Source organism: Deinococcus sp. YIM 134068 (assembly GCF_036543075.1).
GTDB classification, from domain to species: Bacteria; Deinococcota; Deinococci; order Deinococcales; family Deinococcaceae; genus Deinococcus; species Deinococcus lichenicola.
This window is the reverse complement of the sequence record NZ_JAZHPF010000033.1, coordinates 1-26,615: the sequence shown is the minus strand read 5'-3', so window position 1 is coordinate 26,615 and position 26,615 is coordinate 1. Positions and strand designations below refer to the sequence as shown.

The following is a 26,615-nucleotide window of genomic DNA, read 5'->3' as shown; positions in this document are numbered from 1 at the left end:
GCGGGGGGGGGCGGTCACGGGGGGCATTAAAGCACCGGGGGCGGGGATGTGGGGAGAGAAAGCTTTCAGCGGTCAGCCCTCAGCCCTCAGCCGAAAGAGGCGAATGCCGGAGCGTTCGCTTTTGGTTTGGCTGAGAGCTGACGGCTGAGAGCTGACGGCTCCCCAGCTATACTCCCCCCATGCGCCGCGCCGCTCTGCCGCTTCTCCTGCTCGTCGCCCCGGCGCTGGGGGCGTGCAACCGCACGGCGGACACCTTCCAGCCGCGCATCGTCATCACCCGGCCCGAGGGCGGCGGGGTCAGTCCGGCGCGCAACTTCGTGGTCAAGGGCTATGTGCTGGACGATCAGGGCGTGGACAGCCTCACCGTGAGCGGGCGCAACGTTCCCCTGACGGCGGGGAGCCGCAAGATCGGCTATTTCGAGTTCAAGACCCAGGTGACGGGTTCGCGCGGCGAGTACACGCTGAGGGCGCGCGACGAGGCGGGCAACGAGAGCACCCTCGTCCTGCCCGTCAACGTGGACGGCGCGGGGCCGATCATCAGCGTCACCCGCTTCGAGCGTGAGCGCAACATCGTCCGCGTGACGGGCGTGGCGACCGACGACAACCGCGTGGCCCAGATTCTCGTGGACGGCAACCGTCTCAACATCACGCCGGGCCGCCGCGTGGACTTCTACGCCGAGACGACCGGCATCTACGCCGACCTGGAGGTGCGCGACGCCGCCGGGAACGTGACGAAGTTTCGCGCCCAGCGGTAGGGAGCAAGTGTGAGAATAGTTCTCCCTCTCCCCTTGCGGGAGACTTGCAAAGCTGCAAAGCGGAGGGCCGGGGAGAGGGGTGACGAGCCACGCTCGGCCTCTTGCGAGACGCTAAAAACGTTTCCCTTCCGCGAACCGCAGTTCACCTCGAGCGTTTGTGCGGGAGGCTGTGTGGAGGTCCGCACGCCCCGACAAGCGGCACAGTCCCCCCGCTTCCGCCCGGCTAGCCTGACCCGTGCCCCGCGTTCCCACCCCCGCCCCGGAGTCCTCCCTCACGCTGAGCGCGACCGTTCCCGCCGCGAAGGTCCGCGCCCCCCGCCCCACCCCCAGCCAGGAGGTGCCGCCACCCGACCACCTCCCCGAGATCGCGCGGCGGCTCGCGGAGACGTACCTGCCCACGCCTCCCAAACCCCGCTTGAGCGCCGAGCCTTTGGACGGCTTGATAGAAACAATTTTGAGCCAGCAGAACGTCGGCGTGATCACCCGACGGCAGTTCGCGGCCCTCAAGCACGCCTATCCGACCTGGGAGGCGGCGCTGGCGGACGGGCCGGACGGGATCGAGGCGGTGTTGCGTGCGGCGGGCGGGGGCCTGGCGCGAGTCAAGGCCGACTACATCTGGAACGTGCTGCACCGCCTGGAGGAAACACGCGGCGCGCTCAGCCTGCGCGAGACACGCGACCTCAGTGACGCGGACGCCCGCACCCTCCTCGAATCGCTGCCCGGCGTCGGCCCCAAGACCGCGAGTTGCGTGCTGCTCTTCGACCTCGCCCGGCCCGCGATGCCCGTGGACACGCATATCGACCGCATCGCGGGGCGGCTGGACCTCACGCCCGCCCGCTGGAGCGCCGTGAAGGTGGAACGCTGGTTCGACGAGGTGCTGCCGCGTGACTGGACCGCCCGCTATACCTTCCACGTCGCCACCATCCGCCACGGTCGCCAGACGTGCAGGGCGGGCAGCCCCCGCTGCGAGGGCTGCGTGCTGCGCGACCTGTGCCCGTCGGCCCCGATCTTTCTGGGGGGCGGAGAGGGGAGAGGATCAGGAAGCAGAACTCAACGGGGTCCCCGGAGCGGCTAAGGAGGACGGGACAGGACGGGGGCAGCCCCTCAGTCCCTGTCACCGATGTGGCGTGGGGCGAATATCCGAGGTGACAGCAGCCGGCTCCCTGAACTGATGGAGTGACAGCATCTCCGCCTGGGGCTGCCGGGGACGATGAGCTTCAATTCATGAAGCCTGAAGCTAAAGACTGCGACAGCTTTCTCATCTAGGGGATGGATGCTGCGTTGAAATGGCTTCTACTGAGGCTCATGGAACCTTTGCATTCTTCATCTGGGGCTAAGGCAATGGTGTCTGTGCTCTGCCCTCCCACCGAAGATGACCCCCCGGCCAAGATTCCGTCAGCTCACTTCACAGGGCACTCACGCGGGCTGCCTACGGTGAGGCCATGCACCGGGGCGGCTGGGGCCGTGCCGTGCGAAACGTAAAGGAGTATTCATGCACAAGTCCCTGATCATTGCCTCTACCCTGGCCCTCAGCGTCGGCGTCGCCAGCGCGCAGACGACCACCCCGACCACCCCCGCGACGACCGCCACCCCCGCGCAAACGACCCCGGCCACGACGAGCACGACGACCGCCGCCCCCACGCAGGTGACGACGTTCAGCGACGTGCCCGCCGGACACTGGGCGAAGGACGCCGTGGACGTGATCGTGCAGCGCGGGCTGATCCAGGGCTTCCCGGACGGCACCTTCCGGGGCAACGAGAGCCTGACGCGCTACCAGGCGGCCCTGATCTTCTACCGCCTGCTGCAAAGCGGCACCCTGAGCAGCGGCAACCTCAGCCAGGGCGACCTGGCGACGATCACGCGCGGCATGCAGGAGGTCAGCACCGAGCTGGCGGCCCTGACGACCCGCGTGACCGACCTCGAGCGCCTGAGCACCGAGCAGCAGGCCCGCATCACGGCGCTGGAGGAGCGCATCAACGCGCTGGGCACCGGGACGGGCACGGCGGGCGCGGGCACCGACACCGCCGCGCTGACGGCCCGCATCGACGCGCTGGAGGCCGCCGTCCGCAACATCCCGGCGGGGCCGCAGGGTCCGGCTGGCCCGGCGGGTCCGGCGGGTCCGGCGGGCACCGCCACCACGACCACCGACACCACGACCGCCACGACGACCACCGACACCACCACGACCACCCCGGAACCCTCGACCGTGGTAATCGGCGACGCGGCCCCCGTCGAGACCGACGCGGCGCGCGGCAACCTGTACGCGGGTGTGAGCGCGGGCATCGTCAACGCGGGCACGCTGGGCCAGTGCTACCTCCCGAACGCGAGCAGCGGGCGCGCGGTGGAATACTGCGCGAGCTTCGGCGGCATGATCGGTAGCACCCAGGTGATCGGGCCGGTGGGCGCGCGTGTGGCCGCCGACTACCGCCCCGGCGCGAACGCCATCTCGGCGGACGTGAACGCCATGTACCACCTCAACACGGGCAGCAGCCTCCAGCCTTACGCGGGCCTGGGCCTGGGTCTGACGAGCAGCACCAGCCGCACCGCGACCACCAACGCGACGGACACCTACCTCAGCGCCCTGATCGGCCTGGACTTCCAGATCACCGATTCCATCGCGGCCTTCGCCGAGGCGGACGCTCGCTACTACCTGAGCAACAAGGGCGTCGGTGCCGTCCAGAACACCGCTGGCACGACGGACCGTGGCTTCGGCAACACCGTCAAGGCCGGCCTGAAGTTCTTCTTCTAAACCGGATCAGATCGGAGGAGGCTCCCTGCGGGGGGCCTTCTTTCTTTTGGCTTTTGGGGCACTGGACACGGGAACGCCGTCATGCTGAGCGTAGCGAAACATCCCCCGCCTCGTGACAGGAGGCCAACCTGATCTCCGTCCCCATCCCGCTGGCAGTTGAAAACTGGCCGCCTTCTCCTCCTCCCGGCGCTAGACTGACCTCCTATGCGACTCGTGCCCTTCGTACAGGTGCTGCTTCTCCTCGCGCTGGCGGCGTACCTGCTGCTCGTCGCGCTGGAGAACCCGGCCCCCGTGCGCCTGCCGCTGCCGCTGGGCCGGGGCGAACTCAGCGTGCCCGCCGGGGTGGCGGTGGGCGGTTTTACCGCGCTGGGCGGGGCCTACGCGCTGCTGCTGCTCCTGCCCCCCCTGTGGCGGGCCGGGCGGCGCGGGCGGCGGGCGCGGCGGGAACGGGCGGCGCTGGAAGAGCGGCTGACCTCCACCCTTCAGGCGCGGCTGGGCACCTTACCGGGTGCGGCTCCCACCGAGGTCCAGGTCCCGCAGGCCCCGGCGAGGAGCGCATGACCCGCCGTGTCCCCGCCCCCCCGCAGGCCCGCTGGCTGCTCTCCCCCCCGGCGAGCCGCGAGGAGTTGCTGGAGTCCATGCGCGCGTGGCGCGTGTCGCCGCCGCTCGCGCAGGTGCTCCACGGGCGGGGCCTCACGCCCGCTCACCTCGACCCGCCGCTGGCCCTCACGCCCAACCCGGCGCTGCACGAGGCGGCGCGGCGGATCGTGGCGACGGTGCGGGCGGGGAAGCGCATCCGCATCCACGGCGACTACGACGCCGACGGGGTGAGCGCCACCGCCGTCCTCGTGCTGGGGCTGCGCGAGCTGGGGGCGGAGGTTCATGGCTTCATCCCCCACCGACTGAACGAGGGCTACGGCGTCCACCCCAGCCGGGTGGAGGAACACGCCGCCGCCTGCGACCTCCTCGTGACGGTGGACTGCGGCGTGACTAATCTGGAGGAGGTGCGCTCGCTCCTCGCGCTCGGCGTGGAGGTCATCGTCACCGACCACCACGCGCCCGGCCCGAACTTCCCGGCCTGCCTCGTCGTCCACCCCAGCCTGACCGCCGGGTACGACCCCGCGCTGCACAACCTGACGGGCGCGGGCGTGGCGTACCACCTGCTGTGGGCGGTGCGCTCGGACCTCGGGCTGGACGAGCCGCGCGAGCTGGCCGGGCTGGCGACGCTCGGCACCATCGCCGACGTGGCCCCCCTCGTCGGCGAGAACCGGGCGCTGGTGCGGGCGGGGCTTCCGGCGCTGGCGGAGTCGAAGTTGCCGGGCGTACGAGCACTCCTGCGGGCGAAGGACGTGACGCGGCCCAGCGCGCGGGACGTGGCCTTTCTCCTCGCGCCCCTTGTGAACGCGGCGGGGCGGCTGGGGGAGGCCGACCTCGCGCTGGCGCTGCTGACGACCGGAAGTGACCACGAGGCGCGGACGCTCGCCACCTACCTGGAGTCGCGCAACGGGGACCGCCGGGCGCTTCAGGACCGCATGTTCGAGGAGGCGCTGACCCTCGCCGACCCGGAGGCCCCCGCCATCCTCGTCACGAAGGAGGACTGGCACGCGGGCGTCATGGGGATCGTGGCGAGCAAGCTGCTGGAGACCTTTCACAAGCCCGTGTACGTCGTCGCGCAGGGCAAGGGGTCGGTGCGCTCCACGCCCGGCATCAGCGCGGTGGGCGGCCTGCGCTACAGCGAGGACCTCTTGAAGCGGTACGGCGGGCACCCGGCGGCGGCGGGCTTCGCGCTCGACCCGGCGAACATCCCCGCGCTGAGGGGGCGGCTGCACGAGTACGCGCGGCAGTTCCCGACGCCCGTGCCCGAGTACCGCCTCGACGCGCCGCTGCCGAGCCTGGGGGCCACGCCGGACCTCGTGGCCGAGGCCGCCGCCTTCGAGCCGTACGGGACCGGGCACACGCCCCCGCTGTGGCACGTGCGCGAGGCCCTCTCCGGCACCCGCCTCGTCGGCAAGCGCGGCGACAGCCTGCAATTTCAGGTCGGGCCGCTGCGGGGCATCAAGCACGGCGAGCGTGACGCGACCCCCGGCGAGCGCGACCTCGCCGCCCACCTCGTCACGAGCGTGTGGCGCGGGCAGACGCGGCTGGAACTCAAGGGGGAGGCACTGCGGGCACCGGGGCGGCTGGGGCTGGCGGGAGTGGGGCTGGCGGGAGTAGGGCTGGTCGGGGGTGAGAGTGACGCCGACCCCACCCCCCGCCTCGACCCGAGGGAGGCGATGAGCCACCTGCGCGCGGGGGCCGCCGTGTACGCCGAGGGTCCCGTCGCCGCGTACCTGCGCGATCAGGTGCCCGGCCTGACCCCCGTGGCCCCCGGTGCCCCGCATCCCGGCGGTGAACTTATCCTGTACGCCCTGCCTCCCGAGGCCGACCTGCGCCGCTGGCTCACGGGGGGACGGGTCGCCTTCGCCCTCGGCCCGAAGACGCTCGCCGAGCTGGAGGGGGCGCTGACGCGTCACCACCTCGCCCCGCCCCCGCCCAATCCCCTCGCGGAGGCCCACGCCGACGAGGCCGGGCTGGAGGCCGCCGCCGACGCCTACCGCCGCTGGCAGTGGGCGCACCTGTACCGCGTCCTCGACGACGGGGGGTGGGACGCCGCCGTTCGCGCCCTGCTGGGGCTGAACGGTGCCAGGGTCGAGGGTGCCAGAGCCGAGGCGGAGGTGCTGGCCGTGGCGGACGATTAGCGGGGGCGTGTTGACCGTGGAGGGTCCCTTTCACGCGGCGCGCCGAGAACGCTGATCGGAGGAGCCACGCCCGTTCGTGCGGGACCAATGAGCGGGCGTCCCCCGCCCCTCTGTGATCTACGACTCAGTTCTGGGAGTCATAGCAAGAGAGTTGTCATTCTCACCTCCCTGGCCTCCCGGTAGGGTACCCCCGCGCGAGTCTTCTCCCTCTTCAACCTGCGCTGTCAAACCCGGCGGGAGGTGGCCGAGGCGTTGTCCCTGCTTCCGGCGGAGGCCCGGCACGCGGGGCAGTTGCGTGAGGGATACCTGGCGGCCCTCGACTCGGCGGCCTCGCTCCGGGGAGTGGGCGCGGCGGCCTGCGACCTCGCCTGGCAGGCGCGGCGTGACCCGTGAGGACACCCGACCTCCAGCCGGGGGGTGCAGCCGGGGGGTGCCCTTCATGTCAGGAGCGGGTGACGACCCGACCCGTACCCTGAGCAGGCTCGGCCCCGACTCCCATGCCCAACGACCTGTTCGTCAACTTCTGCGTGCTGTGTACCACGACCCTGCTCGTGGGCTGGACACTGCGGTCGTTGCGGCATGCGTGGCTGTGGAGCCAGATCGCCCTGCGGGTGCTGCTCACGGTGGCGAGCAGCTTCGTCCTGATCGCCAACGCGGTGCCGCTGACGGGCGGGGCGACGCTGGACCTGCGGGCCGTACCCGTGGCCCTCGCTACCGTGGGCGGCGGCCTGCCCGCCGGGGTGACGGTCGCGCTGCCGCTGATCGCGTACGAGGCGTGGCGGGGGGGCGGACACGCTGGGGTCCATGCGCTCACCCTCGCGCTGGTGGTGGGCCTGTGCGCGCTGACGACGCGCGGGGTGCGCCGGGAGACCAACAACTCTGGCGTGGTGTGGTGGGCACCCTTCGCCATCTTCGGGGGCAGCAACCTCCCGCTGGCGGTGGGCGCGTTCCTGGGGACGGGTGACGCCGTGCTGTCGGGGGGCGTGACCCTGCTGATGACGGCGGCGCAGGCCCTCGGGATGCTCGCCGCGCAGGCCATCACCCTGACGCAGTTGCGGGCGCTGGAGCGGGCAGACCTGCTGCGTGACCTCGCCTACACCGACAAGCTCACCGGGGTAGGCAACCGCCGCGCCCTCGACGAGGCCCTCGCCGCCCCCGGCGACGCCACCCACCTGCTGCTGCTCGACCTCGACCACTTCAAGGCGGTCAACGACACGCGCGGCCACGACGCGGGCGACCGGGTGCTGGAGGCCACCGCCGCCATGCTGGGTCAGGTCCTGGGTCGGCACGGGCGCGTCTACCGCCTCGGCGGCGAGGAGTTCGTGGCGCTCCTGCGCGGGGTGACGGCGGGGCAGGCCGAGGTCCTGGCCGGGAGCGTGCTCCGCCACATCACGCGGGAGGTGGGTGCCCGTGCGGGCCACCCCGACCTGGAGGTGACGGCCTCGCTGGGCGTGGCGGCGATCACCCCGGCGGCCACCGCCCTGGAGCGCGCCGACGCCCTGCTCTACGCCGCCAAACGGGCGGGCCGCAACCGCACGGAGATCGAGGCGCTCGCCGTGGCGTGAGGAAGGCAGTCCTATATCCTCGGGTGAGTGGCTCTCCGGATGTCCGGCGAAGGGAGTCGAAGGCAGAAGGCCGTGGGCACGCCCCCTTAGCCTTCGACCTTCCGCATCCACGTTCGCGGGAGGTCTGTTGCACCGTTCCCCGCTCCCTCCGCCCCACGAACCTGACCTGGACACGCTTCTTTGGAAACCCTGTTAACGGCTTGATTTAATCGTACCAGACGGCAAAACCCTAAACACTGCCCTTGACGTTGGAGTTCAGTTCTCGCCCGTTCTGACCGATGAATTTGAACATCCAGTGTGACCGTGCCCGGAGGTGTTCCAAGCCGATACGCCGAGGAATACAGCGTCCTAAGCCCTGAACAGCGTTGGAAGTCAGGTTCTCAAGCCCTCCGGGAACACAGGATCAGCGCCCGCCGTTCTCCTCGTCCTCGTCCATATCCTCGTCGTAGTCCTCCTCTACCCCGTCGTCTGCCTCGTCCTCCGAGTCGTCCCGCCCGTTCCGGACAAAATCAGTGCGGCGCAGGTCGTCGCCCTCGCGGGGAGCGGAAAGCCCCAGGGCCTCCGGGTCGCTCTCTCCGGCAAGGGCCGTCTGGGCGCGGGCGAGGACGGGGGAGTCCGCCGCCGTGGTGCCGTAGCGTTCGGCGAGGTAGGCGGCCACCCACGCGCCGAAGTACCACAGGGCGAGTTGCGCCGCGTACCCGCCGGGATGTTCGGGATTCACGCCGGGCGGGTAGGGAACGTGCCGCACCTCGTCCACCCGGCTCTCCAGCACCTCGCGGGCGATGCCCATCGCGGGGTCGGGGTCGCCCAGGAGGACGGCCACCTTCGCGTCCCCCCCCTCGTGGCGGGCTTCGAAGGCCCCCGTGACGAGGGGCAGGGAATCGCCGAGGACGGGCACGGCGAGCGTCTTGCCCACCCGTGCGAGGAGGGTCTGCCAGGCGTGCGGCAGGGCGTCGGCGTCGGGCGCGGCGAGCAGCAGGGGCGTGCGGCCCCACAGGCTCCAGGCGAGGTCGCGGGCGGGGTTGCCCTCCGTGACGGCTGGGGCGCAGCGGTCCCGCAGCTCCGCAAGGAGGCGTTCGGCATCCGCCGCCTGGTCCGCATGCCCGCTCGCGTGGGCGACGAACTGGGCCGCGTGGTAGGTCGTGCTCAGGCCGCCGGGCACGAGCACGTCCACGTCCCCCGGTGCCCCGCCCGTACTCACCCGCCGCACCGCCGCGCCCGCGACCTCGGCGAGGGCGGCGTAGTCGCGCGCCGTGTCCCCCGCGTCCGCGCTTGAGAGGACGAACTGGGTGCCGCCCCGCGCGAGCGTCCCCGGCACGAGCGTGGCCGCCAGATGCGCGGCGAGCGTGCCCTCCCCGACCCCGATCAGCGCGTGCGGGCCGGGTTCGGGTTGGATCGGGCCGCCGTAGCTGCCGGGCAAACGTTCCAGAAGGGTGAGGGTGTCCATGCCGCCAGGGTACAGGGCGGGGGTGGGGCGGTGGGCGGTGGGGTCGTCACGTGGCCCCCTCCCCCGGCTCTCTGCGTCACGGCTCTGCGAGTCCCCCACGAGGAAAGCGAAAGAAAGGAGGCCTCTGCTTTTCTTCTCCCCCAAAGAGCCAGGCCCCGAAGGCATGAGATCACAATAGAAAAACCGCCGCCAGCACGCCATTTCCCACTTCATGCGCTGTGGAGGGACCGTGCTAGAATCGCCCGCGTGCGTTTTCGGAGCCTGCCGCGTTCACCCGCCCGCTTAACCGGCTGGGGATACAACGAAAACACCACCCGCAGGGGTGGCGTTCTCGGTGGGGGTGGCGCGCCCGACAGGACTCGAACCTGTGGCCTTTGGCTCCGGAGGCCAACGCTCTATCCAACTGAGCTACGGGCGCAAAGCTCAGGTAACTTAGCACGCGTCCAAGAGGAGATCAAGTGAAGAACAAAAAGGTCGTGAACGTCCTGCTGGGCGTTCTCGCACTCATGCTGGTGGTCGGCATGGCCTACCAGTTCACGCCCAACGTCGGCTCGCTCTTCGGCGGCAACCGCCAGACGGGCACCCCCGCCCTCACGGTGAACGGCCAGACCATCACCGTGGAGGAGCTGGAGGCCATCCGGCAGAGCAACCCGGTCCTCGCCAGCGCGGAGACGGGCGTGCTGGCCGACGACTTCAAGACCTTCATCGTGTCGCAGGCCGTCCGGCAGCAGCTCTACAAGCAGGCGGCGGCGGACATCGACGTGAGCCGCGCGGACGTGAACAAGCAGGTCGATCAGGTGCGCGAGGCGAACAACCTCACCGACAATGGGGCCTGGACGGACGCGCTTCAGGGCGTGGGTCTCACCGACGCCGCCTACCGGGCACAGGTGCGCGACCAGCTCGCCGTGCAGCGCAAGGTCGAGGAGCTTCAGAAGACCGCCGCCCCCGCCACCGACGCGGAAGCGCGGCTGTACTACGACCTCAACCCGCAGGCCTTCCGCACCGAGGCGCGCGTCGTGGGCCGTCAGATCGTGGTGGCCGACGAGGCGAAGGCGAAGGCTCTGCTCGCCCAGGCGCGCGGTGGGGCGGACTTCGCCCAGCTCGCCAGCGCGAACAGCACCGAGTTCAAGGATCGGGGCGGCGCGCTCGGCCCGGTCGAGAACGGCAGCCCCCGCCCGGTCGCGCAGGTGGCCCTGCCCGCCGAGGTGGGCGCGGCGGCCTTCGCCCTGACGAGCGGCGGCATCACCGACGTGGTGCAGAGCGGCGGCAAGTTCTACATCGTGAAGGTGGAGCGCTTCCTCGCGCCCGCCACCAAGCCGTTCGAGGACGCGAAGGCCGACGCCGTGACCGCCGTGAACGAGCAGAAGAAGAACGCGGTCGTGGAGCGGTGGGCCAGCGACCTTGAGCGCGACGTGAAGATCGAGGCCGTGGACCCCAACTGGAAGACCGAGAATCCGGCGGTGGCGCAGGTGGCCGGGCAGAACATCCCCTACGCGGACGTGGTGGCGCAGGTCGTGAACAACCAGCAGTTCGCCGGGCTGCTGGGGCAGGTCCCGGCGGACCAGGCCGGGCAGCTCGTGAACGGCATCCTCAAGCCGCAGGTCGTCGAGGGGCTGATTCAGGGCTTCGGCGCGCAGAAGATCGCCCAGGACCGCAAGCTCGCGCTGGCGGGCACCCGGCAGGAGGTGGCGGCGGCGCTCGCGGCCTACGGTGCCCGCGACGTGCGGGTGACGGACACCGACCTCCAGGCGTACTACACCGAGAACCGCGCCCAGTTCGAGACGCCCGGCAGCGCCACCCTCACCGAGGTGAGCTTCGCCGACCGCGCCAAAGCCCAGGCGTTCGCCCAGGGCTGGAGCGGCCAGGGCAGCCTCGTCACCGCCGCCGCCCGTGGTGGGGGCACGGTCAGCGAGCGCGGCCAGGTCACGGCGGGCGCGGAGACGCTCGGCGAGGAGCTGAGCGCCGCCATCTTCACCGCCCAGAACCTGCGGGCCGTCGGCGACACCAGCCTCACGGGCGTGGTGCAGGTCGGCGAGCGGTTTGTGGTCGCCGCCGTGAGCGACCTCCAGCGCGCGACCGTCAAGCCCCTCGCGGAGGTGCGCGACCAGATTCGTGAGCAGGTCCTCGCCCAGAAGCGTCAGGAGGCCGGGCAGGCATACCTCGCCGCGCAGATCGCCACGCTCAAGCCCGTGAACAACCTTCAGAAGGTGCTCGCCGCGCAGGAGAAGCGGGTCGCGGCGCAGACGCCCAAGACTCCAGCGACGCAGACTCCGGCCACTCCGGCGGCGGGCAGCGAGGGGACGGGCACTACCCCCGCCCAGGGCAGCGGCACCGGGACTAGAAGCGCGGGTGGGACCCCGGCGACCGAAACTCCCGCGACGGGGAGCGGCACGTCGGAGTCGGGCAGCACGAACAGCAGCAACAGCGGTACGACCGAACGGTAAGCTTCGGCGGTTCAGGGGGCGGCCTCCCAGGAATGGGGGGCCGCTCTTGTTTGCTCGGTGTCCGTGTAGGTTGACGGGTGAGGGGCGCGGCCCGGTCGTCAGATTCCCCCCCCTCCCAGCCTCCCCCACGAGGAGGGAGGAGCAAGACATTGGCCTCGACGTGAGGTTCACCGCTCCTCCACCAGAACGACGCCGTAGGACTTCCCACCACCTCCGTCACATGGCGCAGGACGGCTCCCCCCCTCGCCCGCTAGAATCGCCCGCGTATGCCGCGCGTCTTCTCAGGAATCCAGCCCACGGGCGATCCCCACATCGGGAACTACTTCGGGGCCATGAAGAACTACGTGCGCCTGGGCGAGGAGTACGGCAAGAACTCGATCTACTGCGTCGTGGACCTGCACGCGCCGACCAATCCGGGGGCCTACGACCCGAAGCTCCTTGCCGGGCGCACCTTCGAGATGGCCGTGGCGAACATGGCCGCCGGGCTGGACCCCTCCAAAGTGATCTTCTTCGCGCAGTCACACGTGCCCGAGCACACCGAACTCGGCTGGCTCTTTACGCTCATCACCCCGGTCGGCGAGCTGGAGCGCATGACCCAGTACAAGGACAAGGCGGGGCAACTGGAGAGCGTTCCGGCGGGCCTGCTGATGTATCCGGTCCTTCAGGCCGCCGACATCCTGCTGTACAAGGCGGACACCGTGCCCGTGGGCGAGGATCAGGTCCAGCACATCGAGCTGACGCGCGAGATCGCCCGCAAGTTCAACCACGCGTTCGGCGAGACCTTCCCCGAGCCGAAGGCGGTGCTGGCGAAGGACGCCCTGCGGATTCCCGGCGTGGACGGCCAGGGCAAGATGAGCAAGAGCAAGGGCGAGACGAGTACGCTGGGGATTCTGGAGCCGCTCGACTCCATCTGGCAGAAGCTCCGGGTCGCGCCCACGGACCCCGCCCGCGTTCGGCGCACCGACCCCGGCGACCCCGACAAGTGCCTCGTCGGCGACTACCACAAGCTCTTTTCCGACCTGCCGACCATCGAGACGGTGTACCAGGGCTGCCGCACCGCCGGGATCGGCTGCGTGGACTGCAAGAAGATGCTGATGACGGGCATCACGCGCGAGCTGACGCCCATTCAGGAGCGGGCCGAGGGGCTGCGCGCCGACCCCGACCGGGTGCGCGACGCGCTGGCGACCGGGGCGCGCGAGGCCCGAGCAATCGCCGTGCCCGTGATGGAGGAGGCGCGGGAGCGGGTGGGGTTCCTCAGACTTTGAGTGGTTGTGGGGTGTGGGCTGTGGGGGGTGGGAGGAGCGTTTGACCGTTCTTGCCGCCCCTCCCACCCCCGTTCCAGCAGGCTTCGTCGCCCGGCTGCCGGGCTTCGAGGGGTCCTTGACCGACCTCGCGGCGGCGCTCCGGGCGGGGCGGGTGACGCCGGGGGAGGTGGCCTTGCTCACCCTCACGCGGGAGGTGCTGGCGTGGATCGGCCCGGCTTTCGCGGAGGCGCACCCGGAGATTCTGCCCACGCTGGCGAACGTGATCGCGCTCAAGGCCCGTCTCCTCCTGCCGCAGCCAGAAGAGGCGTTTGAGTCTGACGAGGCGGACGATCCGCTGGACGACGTGATCGAGGGCGTGGAGGCGCTGGCGGAGCTGGGGGCGCTGGTGAACTTCCTCGCCGCCCGGCGACGGGAGCGGGAGGGGCTGATTCCCGCGCGGGCCGTGCCGTTGGACCTGCCCCGCCGGGAACGCAAGCGCAATACGCAGGGCAGCCTCGCCAAACTCGTGCGGGCCGCGCAGAATGCCGTGCGGGAGGTCGAGGTGCCGCTCCTCGCCCGCGAGCGGCTGACGCTGGCGGACGCGCTGGGTGCTCTGCGCGCCTTCGGGAGTCGGCTGCGGACCTTCTCCTTCCGGGGCGTTCCGGCGCAGGACTGGGGCGAGCGCACAACGTATTTCGCCGCGCTGCTGGAGGGCGTGAAGGAGGGCAGCTTCAGTGTGACGCAGGCGGAGAGCTACGGGGAGATCGAGGTCACGTCGCAGGTGGCGGAGGGCTGAAGGCGAAAAAACCCTCCCGAGGAGGAAGGGCTTCTTTTGCTTTCCCGCTTACGCCTCCGCGTTCTTGCCCTTCTGTGGGGACGTTTCGGGCGCGCGGGTCAACTCCGCAGCGGGCACGCCGAGGAGCATTCCCTGGTCGGTATGCACGTCCACCGTCCCGGCGAGGGGGTGGAGCTTGGTGACTTTGCCGCACGCGCCGCTCCCCTCGTGGCAGACGCGGGCGTTCTTGCGGGGCAGGTCGCGCAGGAGTTCGAGGTACTGGGTGTGCTCGTATTGCAGGCAGCACAGCAGCCGTCCGCAGGGACCGGAGAGTTTTTCAGGGTTGAGGGGCAGTTGCTGGTCGCGCGCCATGCGAATGCTGACGGGCGCGAACTCCTGAAGGTGGTTGCTGGAGCAGTTCTCGCGCCCGCACGCGCCGAGGGTGCCGATCATCTGCGCCTGCTCGCGCGGGCCGACCGCCGCGAAGTTCACGCGGGCGCGGGTGTGGGCGCGCAGGTCGGCGATCAAGCCGCCGAGTTCGATGCGGTCCTCGGCGCTATAGCTCACCGTGACGAGGCTCTCGTCGAGGGTGAACTCCACGGCCACGAGCTTGACGGGCAATCGGCGCTCACGGGCGCGGGCACGCAGCAGCCATTTCAGGTCCTCGCCCTGACGGTACAGGTCCTCCCAGCGGGCGAGGTCCTCCGGTGTGGCCGCGCGCAGCACCGCGCCGTAGCGGGCCTGTTCGTCGGGGGCCGAGGCCGCGCCGCGCACGGTGGCGACCTCCGGGCCGCGCTTGCCCTGCACGACGACGCGCGTGCCGACCGAATGGGCCTCGGCACTAAGCATCGCGTGAAGCCGGGGACTGCGCTCGAAGCGGACGGGAAGGACAACCACGCCCCCCAGGATGTCACGTCCGGAGGGGGGGCGTCGAGAGCGGCGGCACAAAGGGGAGTCGCCAGGGGACAGTCGCCAGAACTTCACGGGGCAGCCGTCTTCCCGCCGACGTGTGGCCTACTCCAGAGCACAGGACACGAGGAGCTGTGTCTTTAGCGCCTCCCCCTTGAACGCTCGATGTGTAACAGAAGAATGAGCGTGCCAAACGTGTTTTTCTCTCCCTCTCCCCTTGCGGGAGAGGGTCGGGGAGAGGGGTGACGAGCACCGCTCGTCCCTCTACCAAATGACGAAAACGCTCCCACTGTCCGATTCGCAGTTCATACCAAACGTCCCCTGCAAGGAGGTTAGAAGGGGTGAACGGACTGGTCGTCCTCGGAAGATAGACCAATAACCCGCCGTGGCCGTCCACTCTCCACCGCCCCAGTCCTTTCCTGGCGACTGGCGACCCCCGACTTCTCGACTCCTCGACCGCTCGACCGCTCGACCCCCGACTTCTCGACCTCCCGACCCCTCACCCCACTTCCGCCAGCACCTCGATCTCCACCCTCACGTCACGCGGCAGCCGGGCGACCTGCACCGTGCTGCGGGCGGGATAGGGGGCCTCGAAATATTCGGCGTACACGGCGTTCATCGCGGCAAACTCGTTCATGTCGGCGAGGAAGACGGTGGTCTTGACGACGTGGGCGAGGTCGGTCCCGGCGGCGGCGAGGACGGCGACGAGGTTCTCGATGACCTGACGGGTCTGGGCCTCGATGTTGCCCTCGACGAGGGTGCCGTCGGGCCGCAGGGGAATCTGGCCGCTGGTGACGACGAGGGTGCCGAAGCGGGCGGCCTGGCTGTACGGGCCGATGGCGGCGGGCGCGCCCGTGGTCTCCACGATGTCTTTCATGCCCCACTCTAGAACATCCGGCAAAAGAGGCGGCTCTTCCCGGCCTCCCCTTGTCCGAGGGGAGCGAGTGTATTTAATCGGGCAGGACGGTGGAACTCGGAGAACTGCTCTACCGGGAGCCGGTGCCGGGCGTCCGGTCGCCGCGTGGCGGGCGCGGGGGCCGGGCGAGCGCGGGGGACAGCATGCGGGTGACGGACGCGGCGCGGGGGGGAACCGCCCCTCCCCGGCGGGTCCGCCGCACCCGCTGGAAGACCACCACGCCCCCCAGCAGCAGGGCACCGACCAGCCCGATGAGGAGGCGGCGCTCGGGAATGAGCATCACGCCGAGGAGGGTGAAGTACGCCAGCGTCAGCAGCAGGTACGTCAGCGGGCTGCTGCCCCGGCGGACGCTGAGGAGCAGGTCCACGTAGGTGGGGCCGTCGGGCTGGCGCCCAGGCAGCGTGTAGCGGGGCAGGCGTCCGGGGCGGGCCACGTCCACGACCACGGCGGTGATGTTGTCCGGGCCGCCCGCGTCGTTCGCGGCGTCCACGAGCAGGCGGGCCACGTGGTCGGGGGCACCGGGCCGGACGAGCAGGGCGAGAAGCTGGGGGTCGGTCAGGACGCCGTTCAGGCCGTCGCTGCACAGCAGCAGGCGGTCCCCCGCGCGCAGGGGCAGGCCGAACAGTTCGAGCCGCACCCGCTCCTCGCCGCCCAGCGCGTTGCTCACCACGCTCCGCCACTGGTGGTCGCGCGCCTCCTCCTCGGTGAGGTGCCCCAGCCGCAGTTGCTCGGCCACCCATGAGTGGTCGTCGGTCAGGCGGTGGAGTTCGCCGCCCCGCAGCAGGTAGGCGCGCGAGTCGCCCACGTGCGCGACGAGGGCCGCCCCCCCGTCGATCAGAACCGCGAGCAGGGTCGTGCCCATGCCCACGTATTCGCCGACCGCGTGCCGCACGACCGCGAGGTTCGCCGCCTGCACCGCCTCCGCCAGCCGCTCGGGGGGCTGGGTGCGCCCGCGCCCGGAGAGATACCGCTGCCCCAGCGTGTCGAGCGCCAGATTCGCCGCGAGTTCGCCCGCCGCGTGCCCGCCCATGCCGTCGGCGACCGCGAACAGGCCACCGCCCGGCAGGTCGAGGGCCAGGGCGGCGTCCTGATTCACGTCCCGTTGCCGCCCCACGTCCGTGAACAGGCCGGAGGACAGCGGGGGCGTCGCTGCGGCGCGCATGTGACCAATATAAGGGGACGTTCATTCAAATTTCTTGAATAAACGCACGTCAAAGCCCGCCCCTGTTCACCTCATTGTGTCGGCGAGGGGGTTGAGGACACCCTCCCCACCCCCGCATGCTCTGGCACTCCTGCTGTCAGTGACGACGAGCAACCGCCGCTTCCCTGCCCCGGCTCTCCCGCGAGCTTACCAGCGTGGGAAGGAGGTTGTTTCCCCCACTGAGCGAGGGTCCGGTGGGGGCCGACGGGTGGGTGAACCGGGACGTTCGCCCTGGGCCGGGCTATCATGCGCCCGTGACCGTGCCCCCGCTCCCGACCGCCCCGCCCGTTCCCGACACGACCCGCGCCCGCATCCTCACCGAGGCGGCGCGGCTGTTCGTGGCGAGCGGCTACCACGGGGTCTCGATGCGCGAGGTGGCGGCGGCGGTCGGCGTGACCAAGCCCGCCCTGTACCACCACTACGCCGACAAGGAGGCCCTCTTCCTGGCGATGCTCAACGGCACGCTGTCGGGCCTGAGTCGGCTGGTGGCGCACGCGGAGGGGCAAGTCGGCATCCGCTCGCAACTGGAAGTTCTGGTGGGCGACCTGCTGGCGAGTGCGCCCGAGCAGCGGGTGGGACTGCAACTGGCAGGCGAGTTGCGCCACGTCTCGCCAGAGCGCCGCGCCGCCTTCGAGGGTGAGTACCGCCGGGTGTGGATGGGCGGCCTGACCCGGCTGATCGAGGGGGCGGCGGGCCGGGGCGAACTGCGCGCCGATCTGCCCCCCGCCGTGCTGACGCGGGCGCTCCTCGCGCTGCTCTATCCGCTCGTGACGGGAGCGCCGCCCGCCGACCCGCACGGCACGGCGCGGGCACTCCTGAGCGTGTACCTCGACGGGGCGGTGGCGAGGGGGTGACTTGTCGGCGGGAAGGGGTCCGTGGGGAGTGGACTCGATCTTTTCCCCACGCTGCTCCCCCAGGCAGGAACACCCGAGGGTAAAGGTCCTTCACCCGGCACTTAGGAACGGTGCACAACTTCTCCCGGAGAGTGGACGGGAACGTGCCCCGAGCCGTGCGTCCGGGTCTTCCCGGTGGTGCCCACTTCGTCCCCTCGCCCGAGCGCCCCGTCTGCGTTGCGCTCGCCCCTCTCTTTGGAGACCCCCCTGATGGAATCCCTGTTCGGCTGGATCACGCAGCCCGAGGCGTGGCTGGCCTTCGGCACCCTGCTGCTGCTGGAAGTCGTCCTCGGCATCGATAACGTCATCTTCATCAGCATCCTGGCGGGCAAGCTCCCGCCCGAGCAGCGCCAGCGGGCGCGCACCATCGGGCTGATGGCGGCCATGCTGATGCGGCTGGCCCTGCTGTTCTCGATCACCTGGATCTACCGCCTGCAAAACGACCTCTTCTCCCTCTTCGGCGTGGGCTTCTCCGGGCGCGACCTCATCCTGATCTTCGGCGGGCTGTTCCTGCTGTACAAGGCCGTCAAGGAGATGCACGAGCAACTGGAGGGTCCCGGTGCCCACGAGACGAGCGTGACGACGCAGGGCGCGGTGAACTTCGCGGGCATCATCGCGCAGATCATGGTGCTCGACATCGTGTTCAGCCTCGACTCGGTGATCACGGCGGTCGGCATGGCGGACGACATCGGCGTGATGGTGAGTGCCGTGGTCGTCACGGTCGCCATCATGCTCTTCGCCGCGCGGCCCATCGGCGACTTCGTGCAGGCGCATCCCACCGTCAAGGTACTCGCGCTCGCCTTCCTGCTCCTCATCGGCGTGAACCTCATCGCCGACGGCTTCGGCTTCAAGATTCCGAAGGGCTACACCTACTTTGCGATGGGCTTCGCCATCATGGTCGAACTGCTCAACCTGCGCGCCCGCAAGGGCCAGCCCGTCGCCCTCCACGAGACGGGCCGCCACCCGGACGCGAACTGAGGAGAGTTGGGAGGACAGGGGGCCGGGCCTGTGAGGGGTTCGGCCCCTTCGCCTGGGAGAGCGGTCAGCAGTCAGCGGTCAGCTCTCAGCCGTCAGGAAAAGACTTCCAGAGCAGTTGACGAAAGAAGAATTGTCCCCCTGAGCGCGAGCGTTGGGCCTTCTGTCACACGTTGGGGGATGCTTCACTGTGCTCAGCATGACACCGTTCTTCGTCGAACGCTTGAAGGCCATTCCTCTTCCCCTGGCGACTGGCGACTGGCGACTGGCGACTGGCGACTGGCGACTGGCCTCACGCTTCCAAGCTGTGCTTTAAGACAATGGCGCGGAAACCAGACCTCCCCCGGCGTAGGCTCCCCGCATGGAAGGTTTCTTCGCCGCCTTCGGCACGACGGAGGCGTGGGTGGGGCTGCTCAGCCTCACGCTGCTCGAACTCGTGCTGGGCATCGACAACATCGTGTTCATCACGCTGCTCGCCGGGCGGCTGCCGCGTGGGCAGCAGGCCTTCGCCCGGACGCTGGGGCTGGTCCTCGCGGTCGTGACGCGGGTGGCGCTCCTCTCCAGCGTGACATGGCTCACCCGGCTGACGGCCCCGGTCCTGAGCGTCTTCGGGCAGGGCCTGAGCGTGCGCGACCTCGTGCTGCTGGGCGGCGGCGTGTTCCTGATGGTCAAGAGCGTGCGGGAGCTGTCGCGGATGGCCGACAATCCGCTGGGCCGCGAGGAACCCGGAGCGCCCACTGTCACGCTAGCGAGCGTGATTCTCCAGATTCCGCTGCTGGACCTCGTGTTCAGCCTCGACTCGGTGATCACGGCGGTCGGCGTCAGCGGCAACCTGCCCGTCATGGTGACGGCGGTCGTGCTGGCGATGCTCGTCATGATCGCCGCGAGCGGCCCCATCTCGCGCTATATGGACGAGCACGCGCCCCTCAAGCTCCTCGCCGCCGCCTTCCTGCTCCTGATCGGCACGACCCTGGTCGCGGAAGCCTTCGGGGTGGAGGTGCCGCGCGGCTTCATCTACTTCGCCATGCTGTTCTCGGGCGTGGTCATGCTCTACACCGTGCGCGCCGCCCGCACCGTCATTCGGCAGCGGCTGGAGGAGGCGGGCGTGACGCCGGGCGAGCGGGGGAGGCGGTGAGGGGTGAGCCGTCGTTCCTGTGAGTGACCCGGCAAAATCTCTCGGGGACGCCTTCCGGGGAGGGGGAGCCATCTCGTTAGGGTTCCCCCTGCCGCTGCCTATACTCCCCCACATGAGTCAGATTCATGTGCGCGCCGAACCGGGGGACGTGGCCGAGTACGTCCTGCTGCCGGGCGACCCCAACCGTGCCCGCCACATCGCCGAGACGTATCTGGAAGACGCGACGCTGTACACCGAGCACCGCCAGCTCCTCGGCTTCACGGGCACCTACCGGGGCGTGCGCGTCAGCGTGCAGACGACCGGGATGGGCTGCCCCAGCGCCGCCATCGTCGCGGAGGAACTCGCGCGGCTGGGCGCGCGGACGCTGATTCGGGTGGGCACGCTGGGGGGCGCGACGCCCACGGTGCGGCCCGCCGACCTTGTGGTCGCCACCGCCGCCGTGCCGAACGACGGCACCACCCGGCAATTCCTCGGCGGCGCTCCCTACGCCCCCGCCGCGAGCTTCGAGGTCGTGGAGGCCGCCGTCCACGCCGCCCGCGCGCTGGACGTGCCCCACCACGTCGGCCTCGTGATGACCGAGGACGCCTTCTACGCGAGCACGCCCGAACACGCCCGTTTGTGGGCCTCGCGCGGCGTGCTGGGCTTCGAGATGGAGGCGAGCGCGATCTTCCTCGTCGCGGCGCTGCGTGGCCTGCGCGCCGGGTGCCTCACCGCGTGCAGCAACGACATCGGCGACCCCCAGCTCGTGCCCGACGACGTGCTCGCCGGGGGCGTGGACCGGATGGTCCGGGTGGCGCTCGACGCCATCGTGAGCCTCGCCGAACGCTGAAGATCAGGCGCGGCGTCATCTCTGGCGACTGGCGACTGGCAACTGGCGACCCCCGCAATCGGGGAGACCTCCCCCCGCTTCCCCCCGCCCGTCCCTTTCTCCCGCGCCGCCCCGTGGCAGGATTGGGCCATGACGATGCTCGACGAACTGGAGTTCCGCAACCTGCAACTCGACCAGCACGGCCCCCTCGCGGTGCTGACGGTGACGCGCCCGAAGGCCCTGAACGCCCTGAACGCCGACACCCTCAACGAGCTGTCGCAGGCGCTGGAGGCGGTGATCGAGAACCCGGAGGTCGGCGCGCTCATCCTGACCGGGGGCGGCGACCGGGCCTTCGTGGCGGGGGCGGACATCGCGGAGCTGAACCAGCTCGACGGCGTGTACGCGGGCCGCGAACTCGCCCTGGCCGGGCAGGACGTGATGCACTCGGTCGCCAGCCTGCCCATCCCGGTGATCGCGGCCATCAACGGCTTTGCGCTCGGGGGCGGGCTGGAACTCGCGCTCGCGTGTGATGTGCGGGTGGCCTCGCCGGGGGCGAAACTCGGCCTGCCCGAAGCGTCCCTCGGCCTGATCCCCGGCTTCGGCGGCACCCAGCGCCTCGCGCGCCTGATCGGGCCGGGCCGGGCGCTCGACCTGATGCTCACCGCGCGGCAGGTTTCGGCGGAGGAAGCCCTGAGCATGGGCCTCGTGAACTACGTGGCCGACGACCCGCTGACGAAGGCGCGCGAGGTGGCCGAGCTGATGCTCAGGAACGCGCCCATCTCGCTGTCGCTCATCAAGGAGGCCGTGCGCCGGGGCATGGACACCACGCTGGAGGCCGGGCTGGAGGTGGAGGCCGACCTCTTCGGGATGACGGTCGCCACGAAGGATTTCCGCGAGGGCACCGCCGCCTTCCTCGCCAAGCGCCGCGCGGAGTTCCAGGGTGAGTGAGCGCGAGCGGGAACCCACGCGGCGCATCGAGACCGAGGACGCCGGGACCGGGGAGCAGAAGTTCACTCTCAGCGTGCAGGACGGCACCGTGCAGGACGTGGAGGGACGGCACCCGGAGGCGGCCCTGCCCACCCCCGCGAATGGCCGGGTGGTGGAGTACACGACCCCGCGCGCCAAGCTCATCGAGGAGGCGCACCGGGCGATCCGCGCCGATCTCGCCGACTACCCCCGCGCCCTCGCCGCCTACGAGGCCCTGCGCGGCGACCCCGAGGCGCTGGCCCACTGGGACATGGCGAACTACATCACCATGCGGAAGCTCGGCTACAACGACCACGGGCGCGTCCACTCGTTCATCACGGGCGCGGCGAGCCTGGCGATCACCGAGCTGCTGCTGGAGGCGGGCGTCAAACCCGACCTGATGGAATCCGGCGTGGGCGACCCCGACGACGTGTTCCTCGCCGTCATCCTGGGCACGATGCTCCACGACATCGGCAACCAGATTCACCGGGTCGGGCACGAGGGGCACGGGGTCGCGCTCGCCCTGCCCATCCTCGACCGCATCATGGGGCCGCTGTACGCCGACCCCTTCAAGCGCATGAAGGTGCGCTCCTTCATCCTCGGCGCGATCAACTGCCACGACCTCAACCCACCGCCGCTGACGCTGGAGGGCGGCATCACGGCGGTCGCGGACGGCACCGACATCACGAAGGGCCGGGGCCGCAAGGCCTTCGCGCTCGGCAGCGTGGACATCCACTCCATCAGCGCCCTCGCCGTCGATCAGGTCGTCATCGAGCGGGGGCGGGACATGCCCGTTCTCATCAACGTCACCATGAACAACTCCGGTGGCATCTTTCAGGTCGAGGAGGTGCTGGCCCCGAAGGTCATCCGCACCCCCATGCGCCGCTACGTGGAACTGCGCGCCTCCATCCGTCCGCAGGGAGAGGCGCAGATTCTCAGCCGGGTGCGGCTCGACGGCGACCATTTCGTGATGGACCTGGAGAGCGGCGAGCGCGTGGTGGCCGAGGTGCAGGACACCCAGAAGCGGGTGGAGAACGCCCTCAGCGAGAATCTGGGGGTGGGCAGCGAGCGGAGGTAGGAGACCTCGACTCAGAGGAGGGGGGACATTGAGCGTCTTTTTCTGCCGGTGTGGACACCGCATCCATGACGAACCGGAAGGATTGCCTTCCCTCGGCCACGTTCTGCCCGACCGGAAGTCGGCCCTCGTCTTCGATCTCATCCCTCGAACCATCGCCTCCTCCATCGCCGCACGCGTGCGGGGCGAGGGTCACGTCTGGCAGAAGCGGTTTTTCAGCGACAAGTATGCTGAGTTGAACCTCAAGGACGAGGAGGTCGTTTTCGACATCCTGACCAGTTGGCGCATGGGAGCCGGAAACGTTCTTGAGATTTGGCGGTGTGAGGCGTGTGGACGCTTGTGGGTGCAGGATTGGCGAACTCCCAATCGGCTGATCGCCTTCCAACCGGAGGACGAACCCGTTCAGGACCTGTTCGCGGTGCCCGAACCGGAGGAGACGGTGCCGGAGTTCTGACCCGCCCCTGACCTCCCCTGACCGCCCTTCACCCTTCCGAACCTGTACGGAAATGCGGCTGCCCCGGCCCACCCGCCGCCCTACACTGGGAGCGTGAAGAGGAGTTGGGTCGTCGGCTTGTCGTCCGCCGTGGTGCTGGGCGGGGCGCTCGCGTTGGGTGTCGCCGTGGGGGATCGTGGGCACCTCGCCCCCGGCCTGAGCGTGGCGGGCGTGGAGGTCGGCGGCCTGACCCGCGAGGAGGCGCTGGCAGCTCTCACAGAGAAGACCACTCCGCCCCAAGTCACGGTGGAGGCGGGTGGGCGCACCTGGACCGTCGGGGCCGACATGCTTGGTTGGCGGGCCGATAAGGGGGCGAGCGTGGACGCCGCTTTGAAGGCGACCGCCGAACGCGGCTTCGTGGAGCGGGTGCGTGGGTTCATCGGCCAGGCCTCGGAGCGGAACTTTCCCCTTGCGGCGCGGGTGGACGCCGAGCAGGCGAAAAAAGCCCTTTCGACCCTGACCCAGAGCGTGAACACCCCGCCGAGGGACGCGACCGCCGTCTTCGACAAGGCCACTCTCCGCTATGTCCTCCGCCCCGACGCGCCGGGCCGCCGCGCGCGGGTGGAGGAGGCCGCGAACGCCCTCGCCGCCGACCCCTCCCTGACGACGCTGACCCTGCCCGTGACGACGTGGAAGGCCCGCTACACCGCCGAGACCGTGCGCGCCCACGTGGAGCGCGGCAACCGCCTGATGCGGCCTCTGACCGTGCGGCTCGCAGGCACCGACGAGGTGGCGGAGCTAACGGCCCTCCAGGTCGCCAACCTCTACTGGGTGCGCGGGGAGGGCATCGTCCTGGACGAGCCTGTGGTGAGTGCCGTCCTGAAACGGTTCGCGGCGGAGATGGGCCGCCCCGCCCGGAACGCCCGTTATGCCGCGCGGGGGAACTCCCTCGTGGGCGTCGCGGAGGCGGCGGGCTATGTCGTCGACCGGAAAGCCGCACTGGCCGCCCTCCGAAAGGCCATCGCCGACCCCGCCGCCCGAGCGGTGGTCTTTCCCGGCAAGGTCAGCCGACCGACCCTCACCCTCGCGGAGCTGCCTGACCCGAAGGAAATGGAACTCATCGCCTCGGGCCGCAGCACCTATTACGGGAGTGACTGGGCGCGACGGGCCAACATCGCCGCCGCCGCCGCGAAGATCAGCGGGGTGGTGGTGCCCGCCGGAGAGAACTTCTCCTTCCTGGACGCGCTGGGCCGCATCACACCGGGGAACGGCTTTGTCGGTGGCCTGATCATCAGCGGTGGGCGCACGGTGGACGGCCTCGGCGGCGGCGTCTGTCAGGTGTCCACCACGGCGTTCCGCGCCCTGTACGCGGCGGGATTGCCCGTCGTGGAGCGGCACGGGCACTCCTACCGGGTGCGCTACTACGAGCCGCAGGTCGGCTTCGAGGCCGCCGTGTACGACCCCGGCGTGGACCTCAAGCTCAGGAACGACACGGGCGCGCCCCTCTACCTGATGGCCGTGAACGACGACGCCCGCAGCACGCTGGAGGTGCAGGTGTGGGGCAAACTGCCGGGACGCACCGTCACCGTCAGCCCCGCCGTCATCTCCTCGCGCACGCCGCACCCGCCCGCCGAGTACGTGGCGAACTCGTCCATGCGTCCCGGTGCGTCGCGGCAGGTGGACTGGGCGCAGGACGGGTATAAGCTCTCCATCACCCGCACGATCAAGGATGCCCAGGGCGTGCGCCGCGACACGGTGAAGACCGTCTACAAGCCGTGGCGCGCGGTCTACGAGTACGGCCCGAGAAACTGACGCGGACCCGTCTCATCCGCGTCAGCCCCGCTCACCCCCTCGTCAGGCCCGGCGGGTACAACAGAGGCATGCGCCCCCTTACGCCCCTCGCCGTCGCTCTGACCCTCGCGCTCGGTGCCTCCGCCTCGGCCCAGTCCGCCCCCCTGACCGGCACGACCTGGACGCTGACGGGCCTCACGGACGGGGGCCGACTCGTCGCGCCGGGGCGGCTGGTGCGGGCACCGACCCTGCGGCTGGACGGTCGCTTGGCATCCGGGATCACGCCCTGCAACCTGTACCGTGCGCCCTATGCAGCGCGCGAAAAGACGCTGCGCCTCGGACGGCTCGCCACCACCCGCCGCGCCTGCCCCGACCGGGTGGACGGATTGGAGGAACGCTTCGTCGGGCTGCTGCGTGGCGTGACGCGCTACACGTTCAGTGGGACGACCCTGACTCTCCTCGCGGGCGAGCGTGACCGCCTGGTGTTCGCGGGGGGCGGAGGTCGGCCCTCCACCGTCACCCCGACCGTCCCGCAACCGGAGGCCAGCGTGAACTTGGACGGTGACTGGACCCTCACGGGGGGAACGGCGGTGCAGATTATCCCCGGCACGCCTCCTGCCCTCACCCTGGCGAATGGGCGGGTGAGCGGCACGGGCGGTTGCAACCGCCTGACGGGCACGCTGCGCGCGGAGGGCGAAACGCTGACCTTCGGGCCGCTCGCCACCACCCGCCGCCTCTGCACGCCGGAGCTGAACGCGCAGGAGTCGGCTTTCCTGACCTTCCTGGGGACGCCGCTCACCACGCGGGTAGCGGGTGACAGCCTCACGCTCACGAATGCCGGGGGGCAAACGCTCGTCTTTGGGCGGGGAAGAGCGGGAAGTGGTGCCGTCGTTCCTGACTCCGACTCGGCACAGGGCACCTTCACCCTCTCCACCGTGGACGGTCGCCCGGCTCCGCAGACGGCACGATTCGTAACGCTGACGTTGGAGGGTGAACGTATCGGCGTCACTGACGGCTGTAACGTTTACATCAGCACGTACCGAGTGGAAGGGGGCCGCCTCGCTCTGTTGGCTCCTCCAACTCAAATGTCCATTCCTTGCCTCAAAACGCCGAGCGAGACGAGCCTGAGTGCTGCTCCAACCGCTCAAGCCACGTTCGGCGTCATGGACTTGCCCGCCCTCCTCGCCGCCGCCCCCACCCTGAGCGTGACGGACCGCGCCCTGACCCTGAGCGCGAATGGCACGACGCTCGTGTTTACCCGCACGCCCATTGCCAGCGCCCGCATCCAGACGTGGGAGGTGGACGGCCAGCTTGTGCCCTGCACGGGCATCGGCCCCATGTCCTGCCTGCGGGTGCGGCGGGAGGGCGGCGACTGGCAACTCTTCTACAGCCAGATCGAGGGCTTCACCTTCCAGCCGGGCGTGAGGCAGCTCATCCGCGTGCGCGAGGAGGACCGCCCCACGCCCGTTCCCGCCGACGCCAGCAGCAAACGCTACGTGCTGGTGGAGGTGGTGGAGCGGCGGTGAGGGGTGGAGTGGAGGGTGCTTGTGGAAGTTGGGCGGAGGCGTCGTCACGTCGCCCCCTCACCCCCTCACCCCGGCCCTCTCCCACCAGGGGAGAGGGAGAACAGAGGCTTATGCGCTTGCTCTTTTAGCTTCTCCCCCTCAAGACGCTTGATGTGCAATACGGGTCAGGGAAGGGCGACGAGATCAAGGTGGGCACCTAGCGGACGACCCCAACGGGCCTTGAGTTGAATCAGGAGGTTGTGCGCTGCCACCTTCGCGCTCAGACGCAGC

General features: G+C 70.2%; 23 protein-coding genes and 1 tRNA gene. 19 read left to right on the top strand and 5 right to left on the bottom strand.

The features are described from left to right. Positions 1–179: 179 nt before the first annotated feature. From V3W47_RS18535 to V3W47_RS18505, 7 genes are all read left to right on the top strand, one after another. The gene (locus tag V3W47_RS18535; RefSeq protein WP_331826718.1) at positions 180–755 is read left to right on the top strand and encodes a hypothetical protein; all 576 of its coding nucleotides are present in this window, start codon (positions 180–182) and stop codon (positions 753–755) included. Positions 756–990: 235 nt separating this feature from the next. Next, positions 991–1,830, top strand: coding sequence for an endonuclease III domain-containing protein (locus tag V3W47_RS18530; protein ID WP_331826717.1), 840 nt, complete (start codon positions 991–993; stop codon positions 1,828–1,830). A 417-nt stretch (positions 1,831–2,247) separates the two neighbouring features. Continuing rightward, a complete protein-coding gene (locus V3W47_RS18525) occupies positions 2,248–3,504 on the top strand; it encodes an S-layer homology domain-containing protein (protein WP_331826716.1) in 1,257 nt (418 codons plus the stop codon). A gap of 204 nt (positions 3,505–3,708) precedes the next feature. Then, positions 3,709–4,065 carry a lipopolysaccharide assembly protein LapA domain-containing protein gene (locus V3W47_RS18520; protein ID WP_331826715.1) on the top strand — a complete coding sequence of 119 codons (357 nt, stop codon included), beginning with the start codon at positions 3,709–3,711 and terminating at the stop codon, positions 4,063–4,065. Continuing rightward, a complete protein-coding gene (locus V3W47_RS18515; RefSeq protein WP_331826714.1) occupies positions 4,062–6,242 on the top strand; it encodes a DHH family phosphoesterase in 2,181 nt (726 codons plus the stop codon). Before V3W47_RS18520 ends, V3W47_RS18515 begins: the two co-directional genes overlap by 4 nt. Before the next feature lie 252 nt (positions 6,243–6,494). Further along, a complete protein-coding gene (locus tag V3W47_RS18510; protein ID WP_331826713.1) occupies positions 6,495–6,635 on the top strand; it encodes a hypothetical protein in 141 nt (46 codons plus the stop codon). Positions 6,636–6,739: 104 nt separating this feature from the next. Beyond that, a complete protein-coding gene (locus tag V3W47_RS18505; RefSeq protein ID WP_331826712.1) occupies positions 6,740–7,807 on the top strand; it encodes a GGDEF domain-containing protein in 1,068 nt (355 codons plus the stop codon). Positions 7,808–8,210: 403 nt separating this feature from the next. Here V3W47_RS18505 and V3W47_RS18500 read toward each other — a convergent pair whose 3' ends face one another. Continuing rightward, positions 8,211–9,254 (bottom strand): SIS domain-containing protein, encoded by a 1,044-nt coding sequence (locus V3W47_RS18500; RefSeq protein WP_331826711.1) that lies wholly within the window; start codon positions 9,252–9,254, stop codon positions 8,211–8,213. 341 nt (positions 9,255–9,595) lie between these two features. Continuing rightward, positions 9,596–9,672: transfer RNA gene (locus tag V3W47_RS18495), tRNA-Arg, on the bottom strand. A gap of 40 nt (positions 9,673–9,712) precedes the next feature. On the opposite strand from V3W47_RS18495, the gene V3W47_RS18490 reads away from it, so the two are divergent. From V3W47_RS18490 to V3W47_RS18480, 3 genes are all read left to right on the top strand, one after another. Beyond that, positions 9,713–11,698 carry a peptidylprolyl isomerase gene (locus V3W47_RS18490; RefSeq protein WP_331826710.1) on the top strand — a complete coding sequence of 662 codons (1,986 nt, stop codon included), beginning with the start codon at positions 9,713–9,715 and terminating at the stop codon, positions 11,696–11,698. 266 nt (positions 11,699–11,964) lie between these two features. Next, positions 11,965–12,963, top strand: a complete 999-nt coding sequence (gene trpS / locus V3W47_RS18485; RefSeq protein ID WP_331826709.1) for a tryptophan--tRNA ligase — start codon at positions 11,965–11,967, stop codon at positions 12,961–12,963. Positions 12,964–13,003: 40 nt separating this feature from the next. Next, positions 13,004–13,738 (top strand): segregation and condensation protein A, encoded by a 735-nt coding sequence (locus V3W47_RS18480; RefSeq protein WP_331826708.1) that lies wholly within the window; start codon positions 13,004–13,006, stop codon positions 13,736–13,738. A 48-nt stretch (positions 13,739–13,786) separates the two neighbouring features. Here V3W47_RS18480 and V3W47_RS18475 read toward each other — a convergent pair whose 3' ends face one another. The 3 genes from V3W47_RS18475 to V3W47_RS18465 form a co-directional block, all read right to left on the bottom strand. Then, positions 13,787–14,566, bottom strand: a complete 780-nt coding sequence (locus V3W47_RS18475) for a PSP1 domain-containing protein (RefSeq protein WP_331826721.1) — start codon at positions 14,564–14,566, stop codon at positions 13,787–13,789. Between the two features lie 559 nt (positions 14,567–15,125). After that, complete coding sequence (locus tag V3W47_RS18470) at positions 15,126–15,503, bottom strand: RidA family protein (RefSeq protein WP_331826707.1); 378 nt, start codon at positions 15,501–15,503, stop codon at positions 15,126–15,128. Positions 15,504–15,612: 109 nt separating this feature from the next. After that, a complete protein-coding gene (locus tag V3W47_RS18465) occupies positions 15,613–16,704 on the bottom strand; it encodes a PP2C family protein-serine/threonine phosphatase (protein ID WP_331826706.1) in 1,092 nt (363 codons plus the stop codon). A gap of 293 nt (positions 16,705–16,997) precedes the next feature. Here V3W47_RS18465 and V3W47_RS18460 point away from each other — a divergent pair, with 293 nt between their 5' ends. The 9 genes from V3W47_RS18460 to V3W47_RS18420 all read left to right on the top strand — a co-directional run bounded on the left by V3W47_RS18460 (position 16,998) and on the right by V3W47_RS18420 (position 26,345). Then, positions 16,998–17,597 carry a TetR/AcrR family transcriptional regulator gene (locus V3W47_RS18460; protein ID WP_331826705.1) on the top strand — a complete coding sequence of 200 codons (600 nt, stop codon included), beginning with the start codon at positions 16,998–17,000 and terminating at the stop codon, positions 17,595–17,597. A gap of 246 nt (positions 17,598–17,843) precedes the next feature. Beyond that, positions 17,844–18,614, top strand: a complete 771-nt coding sequence (locus tag V3W47_RS18455; RefSeq protein ID WP_331826720.1) for a TerC family protein — start codon at positions 17,844–17,846, stop codon at positions 18,612–18,614. Positions 18,615–18,972: 358 nt separating this feature from the next. Continuing rightward, complete coding sequence (locus V3W47_RS18450) at positions 18,973–19,746, top strand: TerC family protein (RefSeq protein WP_331826704.1); 774 nt, start codon at positions 18,973–18,975, stop codon at positions 19,744–19,746. Between the two features lie 112 nt (positions 19,747–19,858). Beyond that, the gene (locus V3W47_RS18445) at positions 19,859–20,575 is read left to right on the top strand and encodes a phosphorylase family protein (protein WP_331826703.1); all 717 of its coding nucleotides are present in this window, start codon (positions 19,859–19,861) and stop codon (positions 20,573–20,575) included. Between the two features lie 129 nt (positions 20,576–20,704). After that, positions 20,705–21,502 (top strand): enoyl-CoA hydratase/isomerase family protein, encoded by a 798-nt coding sequence (locus V3W47_RS18440; protein ID WP_331826702.1) that lies wholly within the window; start codon positions 20,705–20,707, stop codon positions 21,500–21,502. Beyond that, entirely contained in the window at positions 21,495–22,598 is a 1,104-nt protein-coding gene (locus tag V3W47_RS18435) for a phosphohydrolase (RefSeq protein ID WP_442877248.1), read from the top strand. Before V3W47_RS18440 ends, V3W47_RS18435 begins: the two co-directional genes overlap by 8 nt. A gap of 28 nt (positions 22,599–22,626) precedes the next feature. After that, positions 22,627–23,049: a DUF8617 domain-containing protein gene (locus V3W47_RS18430; RefSeq protein ID WP_503623871.1), complete on the top strand. Its 423-nt coding sequence runs from the start codon at positions 22,627–22,629 to the stop codon at positions 23,047–23,049. Positions 23,050–23,142: 93 nt separating this feature from the next. Then, positions 23,143–24,840 (top strand): VanW family protein, encoded by a 1,698-nt coding sequence (locus tag V3W47_RS18425; protein ID WP_331826700.1) that lies wholly within the window; start codon positions 23,143–23,145, stop codon positions 24,838–24,840. 68 nt (positions 24,841–24,908) lie between these two features. Continuing rightward, positions 24,909–26,345 (top strand): META domain-containing protein, encoded by a 1,437-nt coding sequence (locus tag V3W47_RS18420; RefSeq protein WP_331826699.1) that lies wholly within the window; start codon positions 24,909–24,911, stop codon positions 26,343–26,345. The last annotated feature ends 270 nt before the right edge of the window (positions 26,346–26,615 follow it).

Bases quoted from the DNA above. Each gene is read 5' to 3' on its own strand.
- V3W47_RS18500 (WP_331826711.1), bottom strand. From the start codon at position 9,254: ATGGACACCCTCACCCTTCTGGAACGTTTGCCCGGCAGCTACGGCGGC.
- V3W47_RS18525 (WP_331826716.1), top strand. From the start codon at position 2,248: ATGCACAAGTCCCTGATCATTGCCTCTACCCTGGCCCTCAGCGTCGGC.
- V3W47_RS18515 (WP_331826714.1), top strand. From the start codon at position 4,062: ATGACCCGCCGTGTCCCCGCCCCCCCGCAGGCCCGCTGGCTGCTCTCC.
- V3W47_RS18535 (WP_331826718.1), top strand. From the start codon at position 180: ATGCGCCGCGCCGCTCTGCCGCTTCTCCTGCTCGTCGCCCCGGCGCTG.
- V3W47_RS18520 (WP_331826715.1), top strand. From the start codon at position 3,709: ATGCGACTCGTGCCCTTCGTACAGGTGCTGCTTCTCCTCGCGCTGGCG.
- V3W47_RS18450 (WP_331826704.1), top strand. From the start codon at position 18,973: ATGGAAGGTTTCTTCGCCGCCTTCGGCACGACGGAGGCGTGGGTGGGG.
- V3W47_RS18470 (WP_331826707.1), bottom strand. From the start codon at position 15,503: ATGAAAGACATCGTGGAGACCACGGGCGCGCCCGCCGCCATCGGCCCG.
- V3W47_RS18465 (WP_331826706.1), bottom strand. From the start codon at position 16,704: ATGCGCGCCGCAGCGACGCCCCCGCTGTCCTCCGGCCTGTTCACGGAC.
- V3W47_RS18420 (WP_331826699.1), top strand. From the start codon at position 24,909: ATGCGCCCCCTTACGCCCCTCGCCGTCGCTCTGACCCTCGCGCTCGGT.
- trpS (WP_331826709.1), top strand. From the start codon at position 11,965: ATGCCGCGCGTCTTCTCAGGAATCCAGCCCACGGGCGATCCCCACATC.
- V3W47_RS18505 (WP_331826712.1), top strand. From the start codon at position 6,740: ATGCCCAACGACCTGTTCGTCAACTTCTGCGTGCTGTGTACCACGACC.
- V3W47_RS18475 (WP_331826721.1), bottom strand. From the start codon at position 14,566: ATGCTTAGTGCCGAGGCCCATTCGGTCGGCACGCGCGTCGTCGTGCAG.
- V3W47_RS18440 (WP_331826702.1), top strand. From the start codon at position 20,705: ATGACGATGCTCGACGAACTGGAGTTCCGCAACCTGCAACTCGACCAG.
- V3W47_RS18445 (WP_331826703.1), top strand. From the start codon at position 19,859: ATGAGTCAGATTCATGTGCGCGCCGAACCGGGGGACGTGGCCGAGTAC.